Origin of the sequence: Pseudomonas sp. J380, assembly GCF_009827115.1 — a bacterium.
Classification (GTDB): Bacteria; Pseudomonadota; Gammaproteobacteria; order Pseudomonadales; family Pseudomonadaceae; genus Aquipseudomonas; species Aquipseudomonas paracarnis.
The window spans coordinates 5,430,500-5,450,822 of the sequence record NZ_CP043060.1 but is presented as its reverse complement, the minus strand read 5'-3'; the positions used below and the strand labels follow the sequence as shown (position 1 = coordinate 5,450,822).

At 56.1% G+C, this 20,323-nt stretch carries 18 protein-coding genes and 3 pseudogenes; 15 read left to right on the top strand and 6 right to left on the bottom strand.

The window, feature by feature from the left end:
• Positions 1–28 precede the first annotated feature (28 nt).
• Both FXO12_RS29195 and FXO12_RS29190 read right to left on the bottom strand, forming a co-directional pair.
• Positions 29–697: a hypothetical protein gene (locus FXO12_RS29195; protein ID WP_131672132.1), complete on the bottom strand. Its 669-nt coding sequence runs from the start codon at positions 695–697 to the stop codon at positions 29–31.
• Positions 661–1,317 (bottom strand): integrase arm-type DNA-binding domain-containing protein, encoded by a 657-nt coding sequence (locus tag FXO12_RS29190; protein WP_256678906.1) that lies wholly within the window; start codon positions 1,315–1,317, stop codon positions 661–663. The genes FXO12_RS29195 and FXO12_RS29190 overlap by 37 nt, the downstream gene beginning before the upstream one ends.
• Positions 1,318–1,608: 291 nt before the next feature.
• On the opposite strand from FXO12_RS29190, the pseudogene FXO12_RS24910 reads away from it, so the two are divergent.
• The 9 genes and pseudogenes from FXO12_RS24910 to FXO12_RS29180 form a co-directional block, all read left to right on the top strand.
• A pseudogene (locus FXO12_RS24910) lies at positions 1,609–1,737 on the top strand (type II toxin-antitoxin system RelE/ParE family toxin); the annotation flags it as partial.
• Positions 1,738–2,090: 353 nt separating this feature from the next.
• Positions 2,091–2,312, top strand: a complete 222-nt coding sequence (locus FXO12_RS24905; RefSeq protein WP_060772710.1) for a hypothetical protein — start codon at positions 2,091–2,093, stop codon at positions 2,310–2,312.
• Positions 2,313–2,728: 416 nt separating this feature from the next.
• Positions 2,729–3,091 (top strand): GtrA family protein, encoded by a 363-nt coding sequence (locus FXO12_RS24900; RefSeq protein WP_056791091.1) that lies wholly within the window; start codon positions 2,729–2,731, stop codon positions 3,089–3,091.
• On the top strand, positions 3,088–4,008 hold the full coding sequence (locus FXO12_RS24895; RefSeq protein ID WP_054899054.1) for a glycosyltransferase family 2 protein: 921 nt from the start codon (positions 3,088–3,090) through the stop codon (positions 4,006–4,008). Before FXO12_RS24900 ends, FXO12_RS24895 begins: the two co-directional genes overlap by 4 nt.
• Positions 4,005–5,447 carry a glucosyltransferase domain-containing protein gene (locus tag FXO12_RS24890; RefSeq protein WP_096001721.1) on the top strand — a complete coding sequence of 481 codons (1,443 nt, stop codon included), beginning with the start codon at positions 4,005–4,007 and terminating at the stop codon, positions 5,445–5,447. The genes FXO12_RS24895 and FXO12_RS24890 overlap by 4 nt, the downstream gene beginning before the upstream one ends.
• A gap of 217 nt (positions 5,448–5,664) precedes the next feature.
• A complete protein-coding gene (locus tag FXO12_RS24885) occupies positions 5,665–5,880 on the top strand; it encodes a hypothetical protein (protein WP_223816856.1) in 216 nt (71 codons plus the stop codon).
• 140 nt (positions 5,881–6,020) lie between these two features.
• Positions 6,021–6,233 (top strand): hypothetical protein, encoded by a 213-nt coding sequence (locus FXO12_RS29485; protein ID WP_372241957.1) that lies wholly within the window; start codon positions 6,021–6,023, stop codon positions 6,231–6,233.
• 381 nt (positions 6,234–6,614) lie between these two features.
• Positions 6,615–6,857: a transposase gene (locus FXO12_RS29185; protein WP_056791085.1), complete on the top strand. Its 243-nt coding sequence runs from the start codon at positions 6,615–6,617 to the stop codon at positions 6,855–6,857.
• A pseudogene (locus FXO12_RS29180) lies at positions 6,848–6,934 on the top strand (site-specific integrase); the annotation flags it as partial. The gene FXO12_RS29185 and the pseudogene FXO12_RS29180, both read left to right, overlap by 10 nt.
• Before the next feature lie 263 nt (positions 6,935–7,197).
• On the opposite strand, the pseudogene FXO12_RS24870 reads toward FXO12_RS29180, so the two are convergent.
• Positions 7,198–8,359 (bottom strand): annotated as a pseudogene (locus FXO12_RS24870) (IS3 family transposase).
• A gap of 396 nt (positions 8,360–8,755) precedes the next feature.
• Between FXO12_RS24870 and FXO12_RS24865 the strand changes: the two are divergent.
• Both FXO12_RS24865 and FXO12_RS24860 read left to right on the top strand, forming a co-directional pair.
• On the top strand, positions 8,756–9,751 hold the full coding sequence (locus tag FXO12_RS24865) for a MoxR family ATPase (RefSeq protein WP_057975096.1): 996 nt from the start codon (positions 8,756–8,758) through the stop codon (positions 9,749–9,751).
• A 7-nt stretch (positions 9,752–9,758) separates the two neighbouring features.
• Positions 9,759–11,090, top strand: coding sequence for a DUF58 domain-containing protein (locus FXO12_RS24860; RefSeq protein WP_057975095.1), 1,332 nt, complete (start codon positions 9,759–9,761; stop codon positions 11,088–11,090).
• Positions 11,091–11,142: 52 nt separating this feature from the next.
• Here FXO12_RS24860 and FXO12_RS24855 read toward each other — a convergent pair whose 3' ends face one another.
• Both FXO12_RS24855 and FXO12_RS24850 read right to left on the bottom strand, forming a co-directional pair.
• Positions 11,143–11,502 carry a PilZ domain-containing protein gene (locus FXO12_RS24855; RefSeq protein ID WP_034134388.1) on the bottom strand — a complete coding sequence of 120 codons (360 nt, stop codon included), beginning with the start codon at positions 11,500–11,502 and terminating at the stop codon, positions 11,143–11,145.
• 221 nt (positions 11,503–11,723) lie between these two features.
• Positions 11,724–12,098, bottom strand: a complete 375-nt coding sequence (locus FXO12_RS24850) for a tol-pal system YbgF family protein (RefSeq protein ID WP_003193903.1) — start codon at positions 12,096–12,098, stop codon at positions 11,724–11,726.
• Between the two features lie 173 nt (positions 12,099–12,271).
• Here FXO12_RS24850 and pyk point away from each other — a divergent pair, with 173 nt between their 5' ends.
• Positions 12,272–13,723: a pyruvate kinase gene (gene pyk, locus FXO12_RS24845; RefSeq protein WP_003193904.1), complete on the top strand. Its 1,452-nt coding sequence runs from the start codon at positions 12,272–12,274 to the stop codon at positions 13,721–13,723.
• A gap of 211 nt (positions 13,724–13,934) precedes the next feature.
• Here pyk and FXO12_RS24840 read toward each other — a convergent pair whose 3' ends face one another.
• Complete coding sequence (locus FXO12_RS24840; protein ID WP_057975094.1) at positions 13,935–14,876, bottom strand: iron-sulfur-binding ferredoxin reductase; 942 nt, start codon at positions 14,874–14,876, stop codon at positions 13,935–13,937.
• A 216-nt stretch (positions 14,877–15,092) separates the two neighbouring features.
• On the opposite strand from FXO12_RS24840, the gene FXO12_RS24835 reads away from it, so the two are divergent.
• The 3 genes from FXO12_RS24835 (at position 15,093) to FXO12_RS24825 (ending at position 20,281) form a co-directional block, all read left to right on the top strand.
• Positions 15,093–16,616 carry a fumarate hydratase gene (locus FXO12_RS24835; protein WP_034128606.1) on the top strand — a complete coding sequence of 508 codons (1,524 nt, stop codon included), beginning with the start codon at positions 15,093–15,095 and terminating at the stop codon, positions 16,614–16,616.
• Between the two features lie 579 nt (positions 16,617–17,195).
• On the top strand, positions 17,196–18,962 hold the full coding sequence (locus FXO12_RS24830; protein ID WP_057975093.1) for an ATP-binding protein: 1,767 nt from the start codon (positions 17,196–17,198) through the stop codon (positions 18,960–18,962).
• Positions 18,956–20,281 (top strand): sigma-54 dependent transcriptional regulator, encoded by a 1,326-nt coding sequence (locus FXO12_RS24825; protein ID WP_057975092.1) that lies wholly within the window; start codon positions 18,956–18,958, stop codon positions 20,279–20,281. Before FXO12_RS24830 ends, FXO12_RS24825 begins: the two co-directional genes overlap by 7 nt.
• Positions 20,282–20,323 lie beyond the last annotated feature (42 nt).

The following is a 20,323-nucleotide window of genomic DNA, read 5'->3' as shown; positions in this document are numbered from 1 at the left end:
TGTTTTCTGTATTGCTTGTTGGCAACCGTCAACATAGTAGGGATAGTTTAGCTTTCCCCAGCATGACAAATCCCTGGAACAAGCTTGCTCGCTGACGTCGGTAGGATCTACTTGGCCGGCCTGTGCCACGCCTGTGATGCTTGTCATAGACAGCACGAAAGAAAAGATAGTTGCCATTACTGGTTTCATAAAGCGTCCTTATATATTTTTGATTCGTGAGACGAACTCGGCCCGCTGTTGCTCGGTCATGCGCTTCCCGAAGCGCATCAAGATAGTCCGCATACCACTGCACCATCTTCTTGCGCTGCGGCAGGTAGATCGCTTTGCCATACACGCCTTTGAGTCCGGCCTTCTTGTGGGCCAGATGCATGTGCCGCCAGTTTTCATCCCAGCCAAATTCGGATAGCAAAGTTTCGCAGTTGTGCCGACTGCCGTGGCCCGTCATCCGCCCTTTGTACCCGATCAGTGCAAAGCACTTATTGATCGACGCATCTGAAATTTCCGGCACCTTCTCGCCCGATGATGGGATCAGGTAGCGGGACCGGCCAGTAAGCCGTTGCAGATCACTGATCAGCTCCACTATCTGGGTGGGCAGCAGTACGACGTTGTCACGCCGCATTTTCATCTTGACAGCCTGTTCGGCCCATTCCGCCCAGCGCGTCATGCCTGGCTTTGAGCGGTCAGCAGAGTCAGCCATGCGGCAGTGCGGACAATGGTGCCGCTGCGTGATTCAACCAGCGCCCGCAAGAACTTTGGCAGCTCCGACTCCAAAAGGTGTGGGTACTGCGATTCCTCTGGTGCCTTTTCGGCAATGTCTATCAAGTTGCTGGCCGGATTGTTCTCATTCATGCCCTTGGCAATGGCCAGTCCAAATATCTGATTCACCCACACGCGCACCTTCTCTGCGGTGTTGTGGGCACCGCGGCTCTCGATGCTCGCCTGGAGGTTGGCGCAATCCGACCTGGTGATCCTGCTCAGGGGCTTGCTACCAAGGGCCGGGAGTATGTCGTTGGTCAGCGCGCCTTTGATTCCGGACAGGGTCTTTTCAGCCCGACCGTCCCTGATCTTTTTATCAAGCCATAGATCGGCTGCAGCTTTGAACGTGTTCGCCTCGACGGCATTCTTGGAAAATTTCAACGTTGCCTTATGGGTGATAGGGTCTACGCCTTCAGCATTGAGCCGCTGCACTTCCTGAGTTTTCTCCCTGGCCTTTTTGGCGGTCACGTCCGGGTAGGCGCCCAGTCCGTGCCATCCCCATTTGCCATCAGACTTCTTGAAACGAAGCTCCCTGCGTTTACAGCCCGTGCTGCTGACCACGAAATAAAGCCGGTCTATTCCATAGTTTTCGCGGTATTCCTCTCCCCTGGCTCAAGGGATGCCAGCACCGTGTCGGCCAGTGGCCGGCGCTTTATCTCGGATCGTTTCATGCTGGATTCTTGTATGGTTAGGTTCGATGTTGCGCGAACCATATATGGCGCCATACACAGAATCAAGGATAAGAGGACACAAAAGGAATAGCGGGGATCAGAAGGGATTGGAGCTTGTTCAGTATTGCAGGGGGGTTGGTGCATAGCGGGAGGGTGTGGGACAGGGGGGAATAAGAATGTAGAGCGGGTAGAAGGGTTTGAACCAAGGGATGTTCGCCGAATCCAGGTCGGCCATTACGAGATGCGCTACGTGATAGTGGATTCGACTATCTACCTTCTGCGCCTGTGGCAAACCCGCGCAGATAGGTGAATGGATGGCCTACCAAGGCTCAGAAAACCTTAGCGTACGTTTTTTACGAATTCTGTAGGCTCCCCTTTGCAGGCTACCAGCCACCCAAGACCCTCACTGGCCTTAGGTGCACTTTTTATTCCGTTGCTCCCCAAATCCTAAATACAGGATAGGTCGCCCCGAGGCCGTGTTCAATTTTCTAACTGACAAGATAATTAGCCTGAAAACCAATGAATCAGGTGCTGACTGATTGGGAGTGAAATGAGCTGATTCCCAGCCCAGCCACCCTCTGTGGATAGGATGCAGACTGTTGACATGTCTACGAAATTCGCATACATTGAGTCAAGTAATACGCGTAACACATGAGGCATGACATGACAGCAAAGAAACACGTCAGCGTTCGATTGGAACAAGAGACCAGGGTAAAGCTAGAGTTAATCGCCAAGCGCAGGATGATGGCGACAGGCGTGGCGGTGACACTGGCAGATCTGATCCGCGAAGGTCTGGCCCAGTTTACCGACAGTGAGCCATCAGAGAATTCTATGGCACCTATTCACTCCCTCGCACCAGTAAAGCCAGCTCCAGCCGAAGAATAGGCCGATATGATCCCTCAGATCGCAGCCAAGCCAAAGACTAGCCGCACCCGTACAGAGGATGAAATGAGCGAGCTACGCCGTCAGGCTCTGAAGCTGAAAAGTGAGGGGATGAGCAGCTAAGAGATTGCAGACCAGCTAGGCGTTAACCAACGATGGCTGCCCGCAAGCTGCTGAAGTAATACCGGAGATGGCTCAGGTTTGAGCTATCAGAAAGAGTGCCAGTCCACTGCGCTAGCAACGGAATGACGTCCACACAGAAACTACCGTAGGAATAGTGCAATCTGGAACCAACAGAATAATCGTGTAGCACTTAGTTCCTGCAACCAAGTAACTGTTTGATGGGTATTATTCACAGCTTGCCAGTTGTGGTAGATTGCAAGTCCAATGTTTATAAAAAAGCTGTAGGGTTTTAGAAAATGAGTAAGCTTTTTTTTAAATATTTGTCTGTGGGTATAGTCAATACTATGCTGCATTGGGTTGTATTTGCATGGCTGGTTTATAAGGAAGACTTCAGTCAAGCCACGTCAAATTTGTATGCTTTCAGTATCGCGGTTACATTTTCTTATTTTGCTAATTCGTATATGACGTTCGAGAAAAAGCCTACGACACTCAGGTATATTGCGTTCGTTGCTTTTATGGGTGCATTAAGCTATGCGTCTGGTTTGTTAGCCGATCGAATAAGCTTGACGCCAATTTTAACGCTGATAACATTTTCTGCAATTAGCTTGATTGTGGGATTCTTTTACTCAAAACTGATTGTTTTTAAAGATAAAAAATGAAAATATCATTGGTTGTACCTGTTTTCAATGAAGAAGATGCAATACCTATCTTCTATAAAGCCGTTCGTGAAAACAAAGAGTTGAGCGAGTATGAAGTAGAAATAATCTTCATAAATGACGGTAGTCACGATGCAACAGAGTTGATTATTAATAAATATGCGACTGCAGATTGTCTAGTGATGGCGCTAAGCTTCACCCGAAATTTCGGTAAAGAGCCAGCGCTATTTGCTGGTATAGAATATGCGACTGGAGATGCTGTAATTCCAATTGATGTAGATCTTCAGGATCCCATTGAAGTAATTCCAGAGCTTATTAGAAAATGGCAGTTAGGGGCTGATGTAGTGTTAGCCAAGCGTACTGATCGCTCTAAAGAAAACTGGTTGAAAAGGAAAACAGCCGAGTGGTTTTATAGATGCCACAATAAAATCAGTACGCCGAGAATTGAAGAGAATGTAGGTGATTTCCGACTAATGTCAAGAGAGGCAGTCGAAAATGTTAAGCTGCTGCCTGAGCGCAATTTGTTTATGAAAGGGATATTGTCATGGGCAAGCGGAAATATTGAACTGGTTGAATACTCTAGAGCAGAAAGGTCTGCTGGGGATTCAAAGTTTAATGGCTGGAAATTATGGAATCTGGCGATTGAAGGAATAACCAGCTTTTCATCTGTACCTCTAAGAGTATGGACATATTTAGGGTTGTTTGTGGCTACCTGCTCATTTTTGTATGGTAGCTTCATGGTAATTGATAAAGTTATCTGGGGTAATGCTGTGCCTGGTTATCCATCGCTACTCGTCTCCATTCTGTTTCTTGGTGGCATTCAATTGATAGGTATTGGTGTGCTGGGTGAATATATCGGGCGCATATACACTGAGGTAAAACAAAGACCGCGGTATATCCTCAAAAGGCACAGAAAATGACTTATAGCAAAAACTGTTTTATTTCATGCCTGCTGATATTGGGAGTGGCGTTAATTCCCATTTTTAGTTCGAATGTTTACTATATGGATGACTTGTATAGGGTTGTCCTAGGTATTAAAGGATGGTCTGGCGATGCAAGACCATTCGCAGAGATCTTCTACAATGTATTAACTTTGCAAAGCGATATTGTGCCTGATTTATATCCAGCACCATTAATATTGGCAGTGGTTTTCTTGTGCTTTGTTTTTTCTATGTTGTCCAAGAGACTTTCTAACGGGAGGGATATTTTATTTGCTTTTTGTATATGCCCCTTAATCCTTAGCCCTCTGTTTAGCTCAAACTTACATTTTAAATATGATTCACCTTTTATGGTGCTTTCTGTTGCATTTGCCTTGCTGTCGTTTTGTTTTGAATTCAAAAGAACAGTTGCGTGTGTTCTGATTACGGCAACATTTGTGACGCTGACATTGTCAACCTATCAAGTTTCAGTAAATATTTTTGCTGTGCTGACAGTTGTTGAGTTCTTGTATTTCGCTACAAAAGGAGATTTCAGAGTAGCCGTATTAAGACTTGTTAACCGGGGTTTCGGTTTCATTGTTGGATATTTTGTTTACTCCAAAATAATAATCCACTTTGTGCAGGTCAATAAATACTTCTTAGAATACAGCACTACTGTGGGGCTGGATAAGTCTGGTGCTTTGAAAGTATTCGATAATTTTACATCTTCATTTTCGATATTCACTAACAGTCAAAGCTTGGGCTTTGAGATTTTCGTCTTATGTCTAGTTTCTGCTTATGTCTTGACAATTACAAATTTATTGATATCAAACTACAAATCTATAAGTCCATTTGCTTTGGCTTTGTCAAGCGTTTTGGCATTCTTCACGTTTGTATTGCTAATTCCTGGGGTTATGATTTTTAGCGAGCAACCACTATTCTTTGCTAGAGGCTATATAGGCTTTGGTGGATTTATCTCGGCAATGCTTATACCTTTGTGCTGGGCTTCGGTTAGGGCGCTTAGATATATTCTGGTTATTCCTTATATTTATATGGTTGGTTTTGTCTATGCTGCGCATAACGCTTTTAAACTAGAAAACGACCATATTGAACGAACGGCTATCAGCATTATTGATGACATAAATAGAAGCGGATATGATGATATAAAATATATACGCGTCGATGGTGTGCTAAAAAATTCCTCTGGCACTGAAGTCATAGTGACTGCGTATCCCCTGGTAAAAAATATTTTGCCTAAAGCATTTTCATATCAATATGACGGAGGTCTATACGTCATTAAAAGACTTGGTCTTCCAGATGTAAAATATGCAACGGATGAAAATGCTGAGGCTTTTTCTAATGGTTGCCTGCCTAAGCTAAAAAGATATTATTACGATATTTGTTTCGGATCCGAAGATACGGCATATGTCAAATTTAAATAATACGGGATGGCTCATCACCCTTACGTGTCGAATTTTTATGTTTGCAGGATGTCGACTAGCAGGCGCTCACTCGAGTGCTTCCGTCGCTGCGGTGTAAATCATAGACTGTTACGGTAATTCACCCCCGCTTTTAATGCTTGCTAGAAGTATAGGCTTGTCCGTTGGGGCCAGTTTCTGTTTGGGGGTAATATCTCCAAGGGCCCTATTCGCCGGGGCCTTGCTGGACTTCAAGGCCGCTGTCGAGCGCCATGATAAATCCGAGGCACACCTCCATTACGCACTGGTTTTCGGGCTGATTTGTGGTGCGGCATTGAGTGGAGGGATCAACAAACAGGCAGGACATAAATTGCTGATCCCCCTAGAAGAAACCCGAGCAGCACTGATGGACGCTTTCGGTGAAGCGCCGAAAGTGTCTGCGCCTTCGATCAATTGAGGGAAAAGGCCTAGGTACGACCAAGTCCTAGCCTCGCAGCGGGGCGGGTTCGTAGAAGGACGCCCATTTTCGCATCCGCGAAAACAAAAGAAAGACGACTCAGAAGTGAACGCAAGCGGCTGGCTCTTACGCAAGCTGTAATGACTGAACGTTGCGGCATATCTCGCGAGATTTGGTGTCGCTACGAGCAAGGCAAGGGGCTTCCAGGGAGCGAAGTGCTGCAAGCCTTCTTGAAGGCGGGATGCAACGCCCACTTTGTCTTATCAGGTAAATCACCTGTGGAGGAAACGTTGTTGATCGAGCGTTTCAGGGCGTATCCGAAGATGCTGCAAGATGCCATCTTGCGGCATTGAAAACAGAACACTGAATTTCAGGAAAAGTCGCTCAGCAACGCCCAAGCCCAGCACCTGCGGGGCTGAGGCGGTAGAGGAACGCCGCGTTGGCCTCTACCCCCTTAAGCTAAGGGACACTTATGGATTTCAAGCTTACTTATTGGACGCGTCGGTGGTCAGCGAACACGACGCTCACGGTACAGAAATTCGAAGCTGGATGGCACATTTCCCACGTCACGATCTATAGTGATGCTGATCGAGAAGGTGCGCCGTTCCTTGAGTCGAGCTTACATCAAGACCATGGTAAGCAGATGGCGAACACACCTACCGAACTCCAGTATTTAGGATGATGGTGTCCGCGTATTTTAAGCGGACGCGATTACTCTTATCGCCAGGATTTCCATGGGCCAACGTAGCTCTTACCCCAAATCGTTCAAACCCCAGGTCGTCCAGGAATGCCTGCAACCTGAAGCGACGATTTCCAGCGTAGCCGTCAATCACGGCATCAACGCCAACGTGATTCGTATCGACTCCATCTGGATCGCCACCCAGCCCATGGACATGCGGGCCGGCACTGACACTGCACGGGCACGCGTGGTCGCGGTATTTGGTGCGGCGAAGCCGCACTGCGCCTACCAGCTCTAAAAAGCGCCGGCGTCAGATATCGCCGCTCTTATCAAACTCTTCACACCTACGCATCGATGATGCTTTCCGCTGGTGAGCAATAAGCGGGCGGCGAACACACCTACCGAACTCCAGCATTAAGGGCGATGGTGTCCGCGTATTCATAAGCGGACGCGATTGCCCTTATCGCTAGGATTTCCATGCGCCAACGAAGCTCTTATGTATCTGTCCGGCCAACACACTTTCCTGACGCAACCGCCGAAGGCCTTGGTGTCCACCTAATTAAGTGGGCCCCATTTCCAGCCTTTTAAGCGGGTCTTTCATGCAGTCATAACGCCGTTCCTATTCCAAATTGTAATGGTCAACTAATCCCAGACACGACGTTAAGTTTTTCCTCGGCTCGCGCTGGAGCCAACCCATCGTTGAATTGATGAGGCCTAATCCAGTTGTAGCAATGCATCAAAAATGGCTGATATCGCGCTATGCTTCCTGCGCAGTTCGATAACCCACGGTCGGTATCCATTCTGTTTTCAAGCTGCGAAATACGCGCTCCATCGGTGCGTTATCCCAGCAGTTTCCTCGTCGACTCATGCTCTGGCGCATGCGGTATCGCCACAACCGCTGGCGAAAGAGTCGGCTTGCATATTGCGATCCCTGGTCCGAGTGGAATAGCAGGTCCGAAGGCCTGCCACGCTGCTCGTAAGCCATATCCAGCGCTTAGATCACCAGCTCAGCGTCTGGCTTTTCCGACAGCGCCCAGCCCACGATCCGACGCGTACAAAGATCCAGGACGACAGCCAGGTAATGCCACTTTCCTTGCGCCCAAATGTGGGTGGTATCGCCGCACCAGACTTGATTGGGCGCTGGCACGTCGAACTCGCGGTTCAATGTGTTCGGGATATCCAGTCTTTCTACTGTTGCTAGTTTGTAGGCATGGGAGCAGGGTTGTTTGCTGACTAAATCAAGCTCGCGCATCAAGCTGCGCAATTTGAATCGACCGACCTGCTCACCGTCTTCACGCATCAGCGACAGGATGCTGCGAATGCCCGCAGCGCTACGACTTTTCGAGAACAGCGCACTGACGCGACTACGCAATCGAAGCCGTTCAACATCGGGCGTGCGGCGCTGCAGGCGCTGGGCGTAGTAACACGAGCGAGTGACGTCAAACACCTTGCACAGCCAATCAACCGGCTCATGGGTGCTCAACTGGGCAATCAGCGCGAACGCTCGTGATCTTCCGACATCAAGAGCGCGGTAGCCTTTTTTAGTATTGATTTCTCTCGCTCAAGCCGAGCAATCCGGGCTTCCAGCTCCTGAATTTTTTGCTGTTCCGGAGTCAGTGCTTTGCTCTGCGGGGTGACGCCTTTATGTTCTTTCTGAATCTGGTCAACCCAGCGACGCAATGCCGATTCACCAATGCCGAGTGAACGGCTGGCTTCGGTGTAGCTGTAGTTTTGCTTGAGCACAAGATCGGCAGCCTCGCGCTTGAATTCAGGAGTAAAGGAGCGGCGTTGTTTGGTCAGCTGACACCTCGATCTGGCGAGCATTCTCGTCAAAATGGGTGTCCGGTTTCATTAGACCACTACAGTTATAGGCATTTCTCATCAAGGTTGCATATGCTCGATTCTCCAGAAAAGGGCTATTCTGGCCTTCAGACGAGACCCCGTCCTCTACAACACTCTCCTAACAAAGTCACCAACCTGCCTTGGGGTGCACTACCTGAAACGTTACTGGTTGCTCTAGCCTAACCTCCACTCCAGACGAGCTCAAAATGAGAAGGTTCTTAGGATTGCAATTGTGCATGCTGGCCTTCACTCACTCGGTCCACACGTGAAAACACGTGAAAAACGTTAAATTAGGTAAGTAACTGATTTATGGAAGATAAAACAAATTTAACCGTTAGCAGGGCACCAGAAGTCGTGAGCGACTCTCCACTGGCCACCACCCTGACCGCCGAAAAGCTTCAGCACGCCAGCCAGCAGGCCCAGGCGCTGCGCGTGGAGTTGCGCAAGGCCGTGATTGGCCAGGACCTTGTGATTGACGACGTGCTCACCGCCCTGATCGCAGGCGGCCACGTATTGCTGGAAGGCGTGCCAGGCCTGGGCAAGACCTTGCTGGTACGAGCCCTGGCCCGCTGCTTTGGCGGTGATTTCGCCCGTATCCAGTTCACCCCGGACCTGATGCCCAGCGATGTCACCGGCCACGCCGTTTACGACCTGCAGACCGAACAGTTCAAACTGCGCAAGGGGCCGATATTCACCCACCTGTTGCTGGCCGATGAGATCAACCGTGCCCCCGCCAAGACCCAGGCAGCGCTGCTGGAAGCCATGCAGGAACGTCAAGTGACCCTGGAGGGCGAGGCGTTGCCCATCGGCCAGCCCTTCATGGTGCTGGCGACCCAGAACCCCATCGAACAGGAAGGCACCTACCCACTGCCCGAGGCCGAGCTGGACCGGTTCATGCTCAAGGTGCGAATGGACTACCCAGATGCTCTACAAGAGCTGGATATGGTCCGCGAAGTGACGCGCTCGTCCAAGGCCGACATGCTGGAGGTACAGCCGTTGCGTACGGTGCTGCAAGCCGCGGACGTAGTAACGATGCAGCAAATTGCCAGTGACCTGCCACTCGATGAGCAGGTGCTCGACTACGCCGTGCGCCTGGCCCGTGCCACGCGCAGTTGGCCGGGGCTGGCCATCGGTGCCGGCCCCAGGGCCTCCATCGCCCTGGTACGCGGGGCACGTGCCCGTGCGCTGTTGCGCGGTGGCGAATTCGTCACCCCCGATGACATCAAGGGCTGCGCCCTGGCGGTACTGCGTCACCGGGTACGCATCGCACCAGAACTGGACATCGACGGCTTGGAAGTCGACCAGGTGCTCCAGCAGTTACTCGACCAGATTGCAGCACCAAGGCAATGACGCGGCCATGAAACCGACTCGTCTGCTGCTGACCTGGCTGGGCGTTCTGCTCGGTTTGAACATCTTGTTGGGCGCCTCGGCAGCGTTGCAGTTCAAAGTGCCCGCCACCTTTCATTCGGTAGCCTGGGGCCTGCTGCTGGCCCTGTTGCTGCTGGCGATGCTGGATGCTGCACGCTTGCGTCGCCGCCCTTCGGCCCGCGTGTACAGAACATTGCCTGGTAGCCTGGCGCTGGGGCGCTGGGAAGAAATACGCCTGTGCCTGGAGCACGACTACCCGCAACCTCTGACCGTGCAGGTGTTCGATCACGTGCCCGATGGCCTGGCTGTGGAGAACCTGCCTCAATCCATTCAACTACGCCCCGGTGAGCGTGCCGAGCTGGGCTATCGCGTGCGCCCCTTGCGGCGCGGGCACTTCCATTTCAGTCGCTGCGAACTGCTGCTGCCCAGCCCATTGGGGCTGTGGTCGGCACGACGCTGGGTCGAGACTCACGATGCCACTCGTGTTTACCCGGATTTCGCACGTTTATACGGTGCGCAGTTGCGGGGTGTGGATAACTGGCTCAGCCAACTGGGCGTGCGCCAACATCAGCGGCGAGGATTAGGCCTGGAGTTTCATCAACTGCGGGAGTTTCGTGAAGGTGACAGCCTGCGCCAGATCGACTGGAAAGCCACCGCCCGCCAACGAACGCCCATTGCCCGGGAATACCAGGACGAACGCGACCAGCAAATCGTGTTCATGCTCGATTGCGGCCAGCACATGCGCAGCCAGGATGATGAACTGTCCCATTTTGACCACGCGCTCAATGCCTGCCTGCTGCTGAGCTACGTTGCCTTGAGACAGGGCGATGCCGTAGGGCTGTGCACGTTTGCCAGCGACCAGCCGCGCTACCTGAAGCCGGTCAAGGGCAGTGGCCAATTGAACCTGTTGCTCAATGCGGTCTATGACCTGCAGACCACGCGAAAAACCGCCGACTACCAGGCGGCCGCCAGCCAGTTGTTGGCACGTCAAAAACGCCGGGCGCTGGTGATCATCGTCACCAACCTGCGGGATGAGGAGGATGAAGCGCTGATGGCTGCCGTCCAGCGTATCGGCAGGCATCACCGGGTACTGGTGGCCAGCCTGAGGGAAGAGGTCCTCGACCAACTACGCCAGGCGCCTGTGCAGACACTGCCCGAAGCGCTGGCTTACAGCGGCACGATCGATTACCTCAACACCCGCAACCAACGCCATGATCGCTTGAGTGCTCATGGCCTGTCGGTGCTGGATACCTTGCCATCGGCGCTGGGTGCCGGGCTGGTCACGCGCTATCTGGAGTGGAAAAAGGCCGGGGTATTCTGAGGATGACTGCGCAGGGGCATGGCCAGGAAACGGCCACGACCCCACGCATAATTCAGACAGAGGCCTGCAAAGGATAAAAGCTGAAGTACTGCAACAGCGCGTTGATCAGGTGCCGGTACTCTTCGGGCGCCTCAAGCACGCTGAACCCCGAGTCGTAATGCTGCGGGGTGACATCTTCATGGCTCCACAAGCAGGTTGCCGTGAGGTCAATTGCCTTGAACTCGCCCTGCGCCACCGGCACTTTCAAGCGCAGCTCGAAATCCACGTCGGTCATCATGGGTAACGAGCTGATCAGCATCAGACCGTTTTCAGACACATTTCCAAGATAGCCGATTGGCTTGTCAGTAATACGATTGAACACCTGCAGAAAATACGGCAGTTGATGCCGCTCGATCCGTCGTTCGGTAAACATGGTGAAGTCGCCATCCAATAGCCAAAAATCTGGCCGTGCCAGTGATTCGGAACAAGCAATCGCTCGCTCTCCCTGGATCTCGGTGTGACAACAGCTACCGCTTGTCACCAAACAGCTGCCGAATCCGGGCATTGCATCCGTTCGAATGGGTACTGCACAAACAGACATTCAAAGAATAGCGCAAGACTGGCGACAGGCCAGCCATGAAGCGACAAATACCCTTACAACGACGCAGGCCTTGGTTTTGCCAGGCCTGCAGCCGGCAGATGCCCCAGTTGCTGCAAGGTATCGAGCCGCGCACGGGCTCGATAGGCGTACTCGCTCGACGGGTAGTGGCCGATGATGAACTGATAGGTCTGTGCGGCATCGACAAACAGTTTCTGGCGTTCCAGGCACTGCCCGCGCAACATCGAAACCTCCGGTTGCACGTAGCGGCGAGTTCGGCTCTCGCGATCGACCTGGGACAACTCCAGGGTGACACGCTGGCAATCACCGACCCCATAGGCGCGGTAAGCGTTGTTCAAATGGTGGTCCATCGACCAGCGGGTACAGCCGACAACACTGACGGCCAGGGCAGCAACGAGCAAAATTCGCATGGGGTTCTCCTGTCTTGTGCAGTGTATCGACCCCTGGTCGAAAATCTTCAAGGCGTTTGCCCATTCAACCGCAGCCAAAACAAGCCAATCGTCGATAAGTAGTGCAAACGAACAATGACTACAACGAAAGAGCATAGTAGCCTTCCCCAGCGCTTGAACTCAGGAGTCCGTGCATGTCCGTCCGTCGTACCAAAATCGTCGCCACCCTTGGCCCGGCCAGTAACTCGCCGGAAGTCCTCGAACAGCTGATTCTGGCTGGTTTGGACGTCGCCCGTCTGAACTTCTCCCACGGCACCCCGGACGAGCACAAGGCTCGCGCCAAGCTGGTGCGTGACCTCGCCGCCAAGCATGGCCGCTTCGTTGCACTCTTGGGCGACCTGCAAGGCCCGAAAATCCGTATCGCCAAATTCACCAACAAGCGGATCGAGCTGAAGATCGGTGACAAGTTCACCTTCTCCACCAGCCACCCGCTGACCGAAGGCACCCAGGACGTGGTGGGCATCGACTACCCGGACCTGGTCAAGGACTGCGGCGTCGGTGACGAACTGCTGCTGGACGACGGCCGTGTGGTGATGCGCGTTGACACTGCCACGCCGACCGAACTGAACTGCACCGTGATCATCGGCGGCCCGCTGTCCGACCACAAAGGCATCAACCGTCGCGGTGGTGGCCTGACGGCGCCGGCCCTGACTGAAAAAGACAAGGCCGACATCAAGCTCGCCGCCGAAATGGAAGTGGACTACCTCGCCGTGTCCTTCCCGCGCGACGCAGCCGACATGGAATACGCCCGTAAGCTGCGCGACGAAGCCGGCGGTACCGCCTGGCTGGTAGCGAAGATCGAACGTGCTGAAGCCGTGGCCGATGATGAAACCCTCGACGGCCTGATCAAGGCCTCCGATGCCGTGATGGTTGCCCGTGGCGACCTGGGCGTTGAAATCGGTGACGCCGAGCTGATCGGTATCCAGAAGAAGATCATCCTGCACGCACGCCGTCACAACAAAGCGGTGATCGTTGCGACCCAGATGATGGAGTCGATGATCCAGAACCCGATGCCGACCCGTGCCGAAGTGTCCGACGTGGCCAACGCCGTACTCGACTACACCGACGCCGTGATGCTCTCGGCTGAAAGTGCCGCCGGCCCTTACCCGCTGGAGGCCGTACAGGCCATGGCGCGTATCTGCGTCGGTGCCGAAAAGCACCCGACCAGCAAGACCTCCAGCCATCGCATCGGCAAAGTCTTCGAAAGCTGCGACCAGAGCATCGCCCTGGCTGCCATGTACACCGCCAACCACTTCCCGGGTGTCAAGGCCATCATCGCCTTGACCGAAAGTGGCTACACGCCGTTGATCATGTCGCGCATCCGCTCCTCGGTGCCTATCTACGCGTTCACCCCACACCGCGAAGCCCAGGCCCGCGCGGCCATGTTCCGTGGCGTGTACACCATCCCGTTCGACCCGGCGTCGCTGGCACCGAACGAAGTCAGCCAGAAGGCGATCGACGAGCTGGTCAAACGCGGCGTCGTGGAGAAAGGCGACTGGGTCATCCTGACCAAGGGCGACAGCTACCACACCACCGGTGGCACCAATGGCATGAAGATCCTGCATGTGGGCGACCCGCAGGTCTGAGTGACAGGCTGAAAAACAAAAGCCCCGCCCTGTGAATGGCGGGGCTTTTTGCATTTCAGTGCAGGCCACTGTGTTGAATTTCAGCACCTCATCGCAGGCAAGCCAGCTCCCACAATAGTTAGACAACTCGGTCTACTATGGGAGCTGGCTTGCCTGCGATGGCGTCATCAGCACCCGGCGTTAAACTCCGATACCGACTTCAGCAGGCTTTTCATAAAGTGAAAGGGCGGGATAGAAACACATCCGCCAGCAATTGATTACGCGGCAGTCCCGCCAGGAACAAGCGCTTGGAAAAGGCCTCGACGCTGGCAGGGTGCCCGCAAAGCAAGGCCAGGGTATGCCGGGAAACCAGCCGCAGTTGCGCCAATGCCGGCTGCAACTGCGCCGCGGTCCATAGCTCCACGGTCAGGTTCCCATGCCGGGCGGCAAGGGCTGCCAGGGGGTCAGCCAGATAATGACCTTCGGCCTCATGGGCCAGGTGAATCACGCGAATGTCGCCCTGGTGATCCTGGCGCAGCGCCTCGCGCAACACCCCCCACAAGGGCCCCAGGCCAGTACCGGAAGCCAGCAGCCACAACGGCCGCGATTGCCAGTCAGGGTCATAGTGCAGTGCTCCACCCCGCAGTTCACCCAGGCGCAAAGGATCACCGACCTTCAACTGTCGCGCCGCATCGCTGAATGCACCGGGTTGACGGCAGTCGATATGAAACTCCAGGTACGGCTCTTCCTGGGGCAAGCCCGCCAGAGAATAGGGGCGCGCCACCTGCCCCGCCCACAGCACCAGATGCTGCCCGGCGTTGTACCGCAGGGCACGTTCCGGTTGCAGGCGCAGGCGCAGTACCGTCGAACTCAGCCAATCGGCGCCCACCACCTGGGCGGGCAGGCCATCGCGCTGAGGGTCAAACGCTTCGACCTTCAGGTCCGCACTGACCCGGCACTGGCACGCCAGGCGCCAACCTTGCTGGCGCTGCGTCGGGCTCAAGGCTTCGGGCTGCTGGTCGTCAACCTCACCCTCGCAACGCACCAGGCACGCATGGCAACTGCCGGCCCTGCAACTGAAGGGCACGGCCACGCCGGCCTGATTCAAGGCATCCAGCAGGTTGCTGCCGAGGGATACAGACCAGTGGCGTTCGCCGACGTACAGTTCAGGCATATAAAGACTCAATCATAAGGAGCGCGCACAGGGAATCATGCCTGCGACAGTTTGACCATAGTCGGGTGTATCGGCCACCGTGCCGGGTTATACTGCCGCGCCTTTTTAGCGTCGCGCCTGCACCATTCTGGCGTGCCTTGGAAAGATGGCTTCAGCCGACCGATGCAACACTGGCGCCATCTTTATTGAATGTTCCCTTATAGAGGAGCGCGACTCATGACCGTGATCAAGCAAGACGACCTGATTCAGAGCGTTGCCGACGCCCTGCAATTCATTTCCTATTACCACCCCGTTGACTTCATCCAGGCCATGCACGAAGCCTACCTGCGCGAAGAATCGCCGGCAGCCCGTGACTCCATCGCCCAGATCCTGATCAACTCGCGCATGTGCGCCACCGGCCATCGCCCAATCTGCCAGGACACCGGTATCGTCACCGTGTTCGTGCGCGTGGGTATGGACGTGCGTTGGGACGGCGCCACCATGGGCCTGGACGACATGATCAACGAAGGCGTGCGTCGCGCCTACAACCTGCCAGAAAACGTCCTGCGCGCCTCGATCCTCGCCGACCCGGCAGGCGCCCGCAAGAACACCAAGGACAACACCCCCGCGGTCATCCACTACTCCATCGTCCCGGGCAACACCGTGGAAGTGGACGTGGCGGCCAAGGGTGGCGGCTCCGAGAACAAGTCGAAAATGGCCATGCTCAACCCGTCCGACTCGATCGTCGACTGGGTGCTCAAGACTGTTCCGACCATGGGCGCCGGCTGGTGCCCACCGGGCATGCTCGGCATCGGCATCGGCGGTACCGCCGAGAAAGCCGCGGTAATGGCCAAGGAAGTGTTGATGGAGTCCATCGACATCCACGAGCTGAAAAAGCGCGGCCCGCAGAACCGTATCGAAGAAATGCGCCTGGAGCTGTTCGAGAAGGTCAACCAACTGGGCATCGGCGCCCAGGGCCTGGGTGGCCTGACCACCGTGCTCGACGTGAAAATCATGGACTACCCGACGCACGCAGCCTCACTGCCGGTGTGCATGATCCCCAACTGCGCCGCCACCCGTCACGCGCACTTCGTGCTGGACGGCTCGGGCCCGGCGTCGCTGGAAGCGCCATCGTTGGACGCCTACCCGGAAATCGTCTGGGAAGCCGGCCCATCGGCCCGTCGCGTCAACCTCGACACCCTGACTCCGGAAGAAGTGCAGAGCTGGAAGCCGGGCGAAACCGTACTGCTCAACGGCAAGATGCTTACCGGTCGCGACGCGGCGCACAAGCGCATGGTCGAGATGCTGAACAAGGGCGAAACCTTGCCGGTGGACCTCAAGGGCCGCTTTATCTACTACGTCGGCCCGGTTGATCCGGTGCGCGAAGAAGTGGTTGGCCCGGCGGGCCCGACCACCGCGACGCGGATGGACAAGTTCACCCGTCAGATCCTCGAGCAAACCGGCCTGTTGGGCATGATCGGCAAGTCCGAGCGCGGCCCGACCGCCATCGAAGCGATCAAGGACCACAAGGCCGTGTACCTGATGGCCGTGGGCGGCGCCGCTTACCTGGTGGCCCAGGCCATCAAGAAGTCGCGCGTGGTTGCCTTCGCCGAACTGGGTATGGAAGCCATCTACGAGTTCGACGTGAAAGACATGCCGGTCACCGTTGCAGTGGACAGCAAAGGTGAGTCCGTCCACATCACCGGTCCTGCCATCTGGCAGAAAAAGATCAGTGACAGCCTGGCGGTAGAAGTGCAGTAAGCACCTCATCCAAAAGAATAAAGGCGACTGCGGCCCCATGGCCCAGTCGCCTTTTTTATGCCTGAAGCAAGGGAACTGCTCTTGCTCTTGCTCTTGCCCTGCTTTTGATCTTGATCCCAGGCGCCCCGTTAAACCACGCTGGCCGAACGCAGGCTTGAATTCGTGGGTAACCCGGCAGGACGCCGGGTTAGCCGCCCCGCGCCATGGATGGCGCGTGGCGGCGGCCCACGGATTCAAGCCTGCGTTCGGGCACACCGAGCCTAGGCGAGGTGCCGAGTGGTGGGGCAAGAGCCCTTTGGTTACTTTGGGGCTTTTCCAAAGTGACCCGCCGTCAGGGCGGAACCCTAAGTGGCCGTTACCGCAGCAATGGATATGCACACAATCCAACTGTGTCGCCTGTCAGGCCCCCTTCGCGAGCAAGCCCGCTCCCACATTGCGATCGTGGGGTGTCAGGTAGATAGCCGTCGGCTGGCAAGCCGTCATCGCAGGCAAGCCAGCTCCCCCACAAGCTCCTTGGTCACAAGATATGAGCTGCCCATGCTATGGTGCTCGCCCCTTACCGTGCCTGTTCATCATCGTATGATCGTGATCCCTCGCCCCCTGCGCCTGACCTTCTATTCTCTGTTGATCATCGCCGGTGCGGTGCTGGCTGCCGCCTTGGCCACGCGCCATGCCGAACGCCAGGCCCTGGTGGACGACGCCGCCCGTGCCAATCAGCAGCTCGCGCTGTATGCCAACTCGCTGCACACCCTGATCGAACGCTACCGTGCCCTGCCCGCCGTACTGGCGCTGGATTCGGAGATGATCAGCGCCTTGAAGGGCCCGCTGGACGCCGCCACGCAAGACCGGCTCAACCGCAAGCTGGAGCGCATCAACGGCGCTGCGCAGTCTTCGACCCTGGAACTGATGGACCGCACCGGCCTGGCCGTGGCCGCCAGCAACTGGAACCTGCCCAGCAGTTATGTCGGCCACAATTACGCGTTCAGGCCGTATTTCAGCCAGACCTTGAGCCAGGGCACCGGGCGCTTTTATGCAGTGGGCGTGACCACGGGTATTCCGGGTTATTTTCTTTCCAGCGCGGTCGTGGATGAGCACGAGCAGTTCCTCGGTGCCATGGTGGTCAAGCTGGAGTTCCCGGAACTGGAGCGCGAATGGGCCCAGGGCAATGACCTGCTGTTGGTCAGCGATGCGCGGGGCATCGTGTTTATCGCCAACCAGCCGGGCTGGCGTTATCGCAACCTGCGGCCGTTGTCCGAAAATGACCTGGCTGAACTCAAGGCCACCCGCCAATACGACAAGAAGCAACTGCAGCCGCTGGACACCCAGCCCCTGCAACGCTTTGACGAAAACAGCCACTTGATCCGCGTCAACGGCCCCGACGGCAACGCCAATTACATCTGGGAGTCGCTGCCGCTCAAGCGCGAAGGCTGGACCCTGCACCTGTTGCGCAAACCCCAGTTTGCCTTTGAAGACCAACGTAACGCGGGCCTTGCCGCTGCGGGTTCGTGGCTGGCATTGGTGTTCCTGGGGCTGTTCCTCAGCCAGCGTTGGCGCCTGGCCCGCTTGCGCCAGCGCAGCCGTGAAGAACTGGAGCAATTGGTCGAAGAACGCACCCAGGCGCTGCGCACCGCCCAGGATGGCCTGGTGCAGTCGGCCAAGCTGGCGGCATTGGGGCAGATGTCGGCCGCCCTCGCCCATGAAATCAACCAGCCGCTGACCGCCCAGCGCATGCAACTGGCGACGCTGCGGCTGTTACTCGACCATGGTCGCGTGGACGATGCCTACAGGGCTCTCACGCCATTGGATGACATGCTCACGCGCATGGCCGCGCTCACCGGCCATCTCAAGACGTTCGCGCGCAAGAGCCCCAGTGGCCTGCGCGAAAAGCTGGACCTGGCGACGGTGGTCGACCAATCCTTGCACCTGCTCGACGCGCGCCTGCGTGACGAAGCCATCGGCGTGGTGCTGGACCTCACTCGCCCGGCCTGGGTACGTGGCGACGCGATCCGCCTGGAACAAGTGCTGATCAACCTGCTGCGCAACGCCCTCGACGCCATGGCCGATAAACCGCGCAAGCGCCTGGAAATCCGCCTGCACGCCGATCAGCAACTATGGCAGTTGAGCGTCTGCGACAGTGGCGGCGGGATTGCCGAGGAACATTTGAGCAGCGTATTCGACCCGTTTTTCACCACTAAACCGGTGGGCGACGGGCTCGGCTTGGGGCTCGCGGTGTCCTACGCTATCGTGCATGAACTGGGCGGACGCCTGAGTGCCGCCAACCGTGGCGATGGCGCGATTTTCACCTTGACCCTGCCTATCGCCCTGGAGACGCCAGACCTATGTTGAACGCGGTGATTGTGGTCGATGACGAAGCCAGTATTCGCACGGCCGTCGAGCAATGGCTGAGCCTGTCGGGGTTTGACGTGCAGTTGTTCAGCCGCGCCGAAGAGTGCCTGGCGCAACTGCCCAAGGACTTTGCCGGGGTGATTCTGAGCGACGTGCGCATGCCGGGGCTCAGCGGCCTTGAACTGTTGGCCGAGGTGCAGCGCCGCGATGCCGATTTGCCGGTGATTTTGCTCACCGGCCATGGCGACGTGCCAATGGCCGTCGAAGCCATGCGCGACGGCGCCTACGACTTCCTGGAAAAACCCTTCAGCCCCGACGCCTTGCTCAACAGCCTGCGCCGGGCGTTGGACAAGCGTGGCCTGATCCTGGAAAACCGCCGCCTGCATCAACAGGCCGATCATCGCGCGCAGTTGGAGTCCAGCCTGCTGGGTGTGTCCAAGGGCCTTCAAAGCTTGCGCCGCCAAGTGCTGGACCTGGCGAGTTTGCCGGTCAATGTGCTGATTCGCGGTGAGACCGGCAGCGGCAAGGAGTTGGTCGCCCGCTGCCTGCACGACTTCGGCCCACGCGCCAAGAAGCCGTTTGTGGCCCTCAATTGCGCGGCAATCCCCGAGCAGTTGTTCGAAGCCGAACTGTTCGGACATGAAAGCGGCGCCTTCACCGGCGCCCACGGCAAACGCATCGGCAAACTGGAATATGCCCACGGCGGCACCTTGTTCCTGGATGAAATCGAAAGCATGCCCCTGGCCCAGCAAGTGAAATTGCTGCGCGTATTGCAAGAGCAGAAGCTGGAGCGGCTGGGCTCCAACCAGAGTATCCAAGTGGACCTGCGCATCATCGCTGCCACCAAGCCCGACCTGCTGGAAGAAGCCCGTGCCGGGCGCTTTCGCGAAGACCTGGCCTATCGGCTCAACGTCGCGCAACTGCGCCTGGCGCCATTGCGTGAACGTCGCGAAGATATTCCGCTGTTGTACGAGCATTTTGCGCAAAGCGCCGCCGAGCGTCTGGGCCGCCAGGTCGAGCCTTTGAGTGGCCCACAGTTGGGGCGCCTGCTCAGCCATGACTGGCCGGGCAATGTGCGCGAACTGGCCAACGTCGCCGAGCGCCAGGTGTTGGGGCTGGACGAGCCGGAACCGCAAGGGATCGAAGCCGGGCAGTCGTTGGCGGCGCAGCAGGAGGCGTTCGAGGCACACTGCCTGAAGGCCGCGTTGACGCGTCACAAGGGCGATATCAAGGCGGTGCTGGCCGAGTTGCAACTGCCGCGTCGCACCTTCAATGAGAAGATGCAGCGGCATAGGTTGGTAAGGGAAATGTTTGTGTAGCGACCTATGGATCGCCATCGCGGGCAAGCCCGCTCCCACACT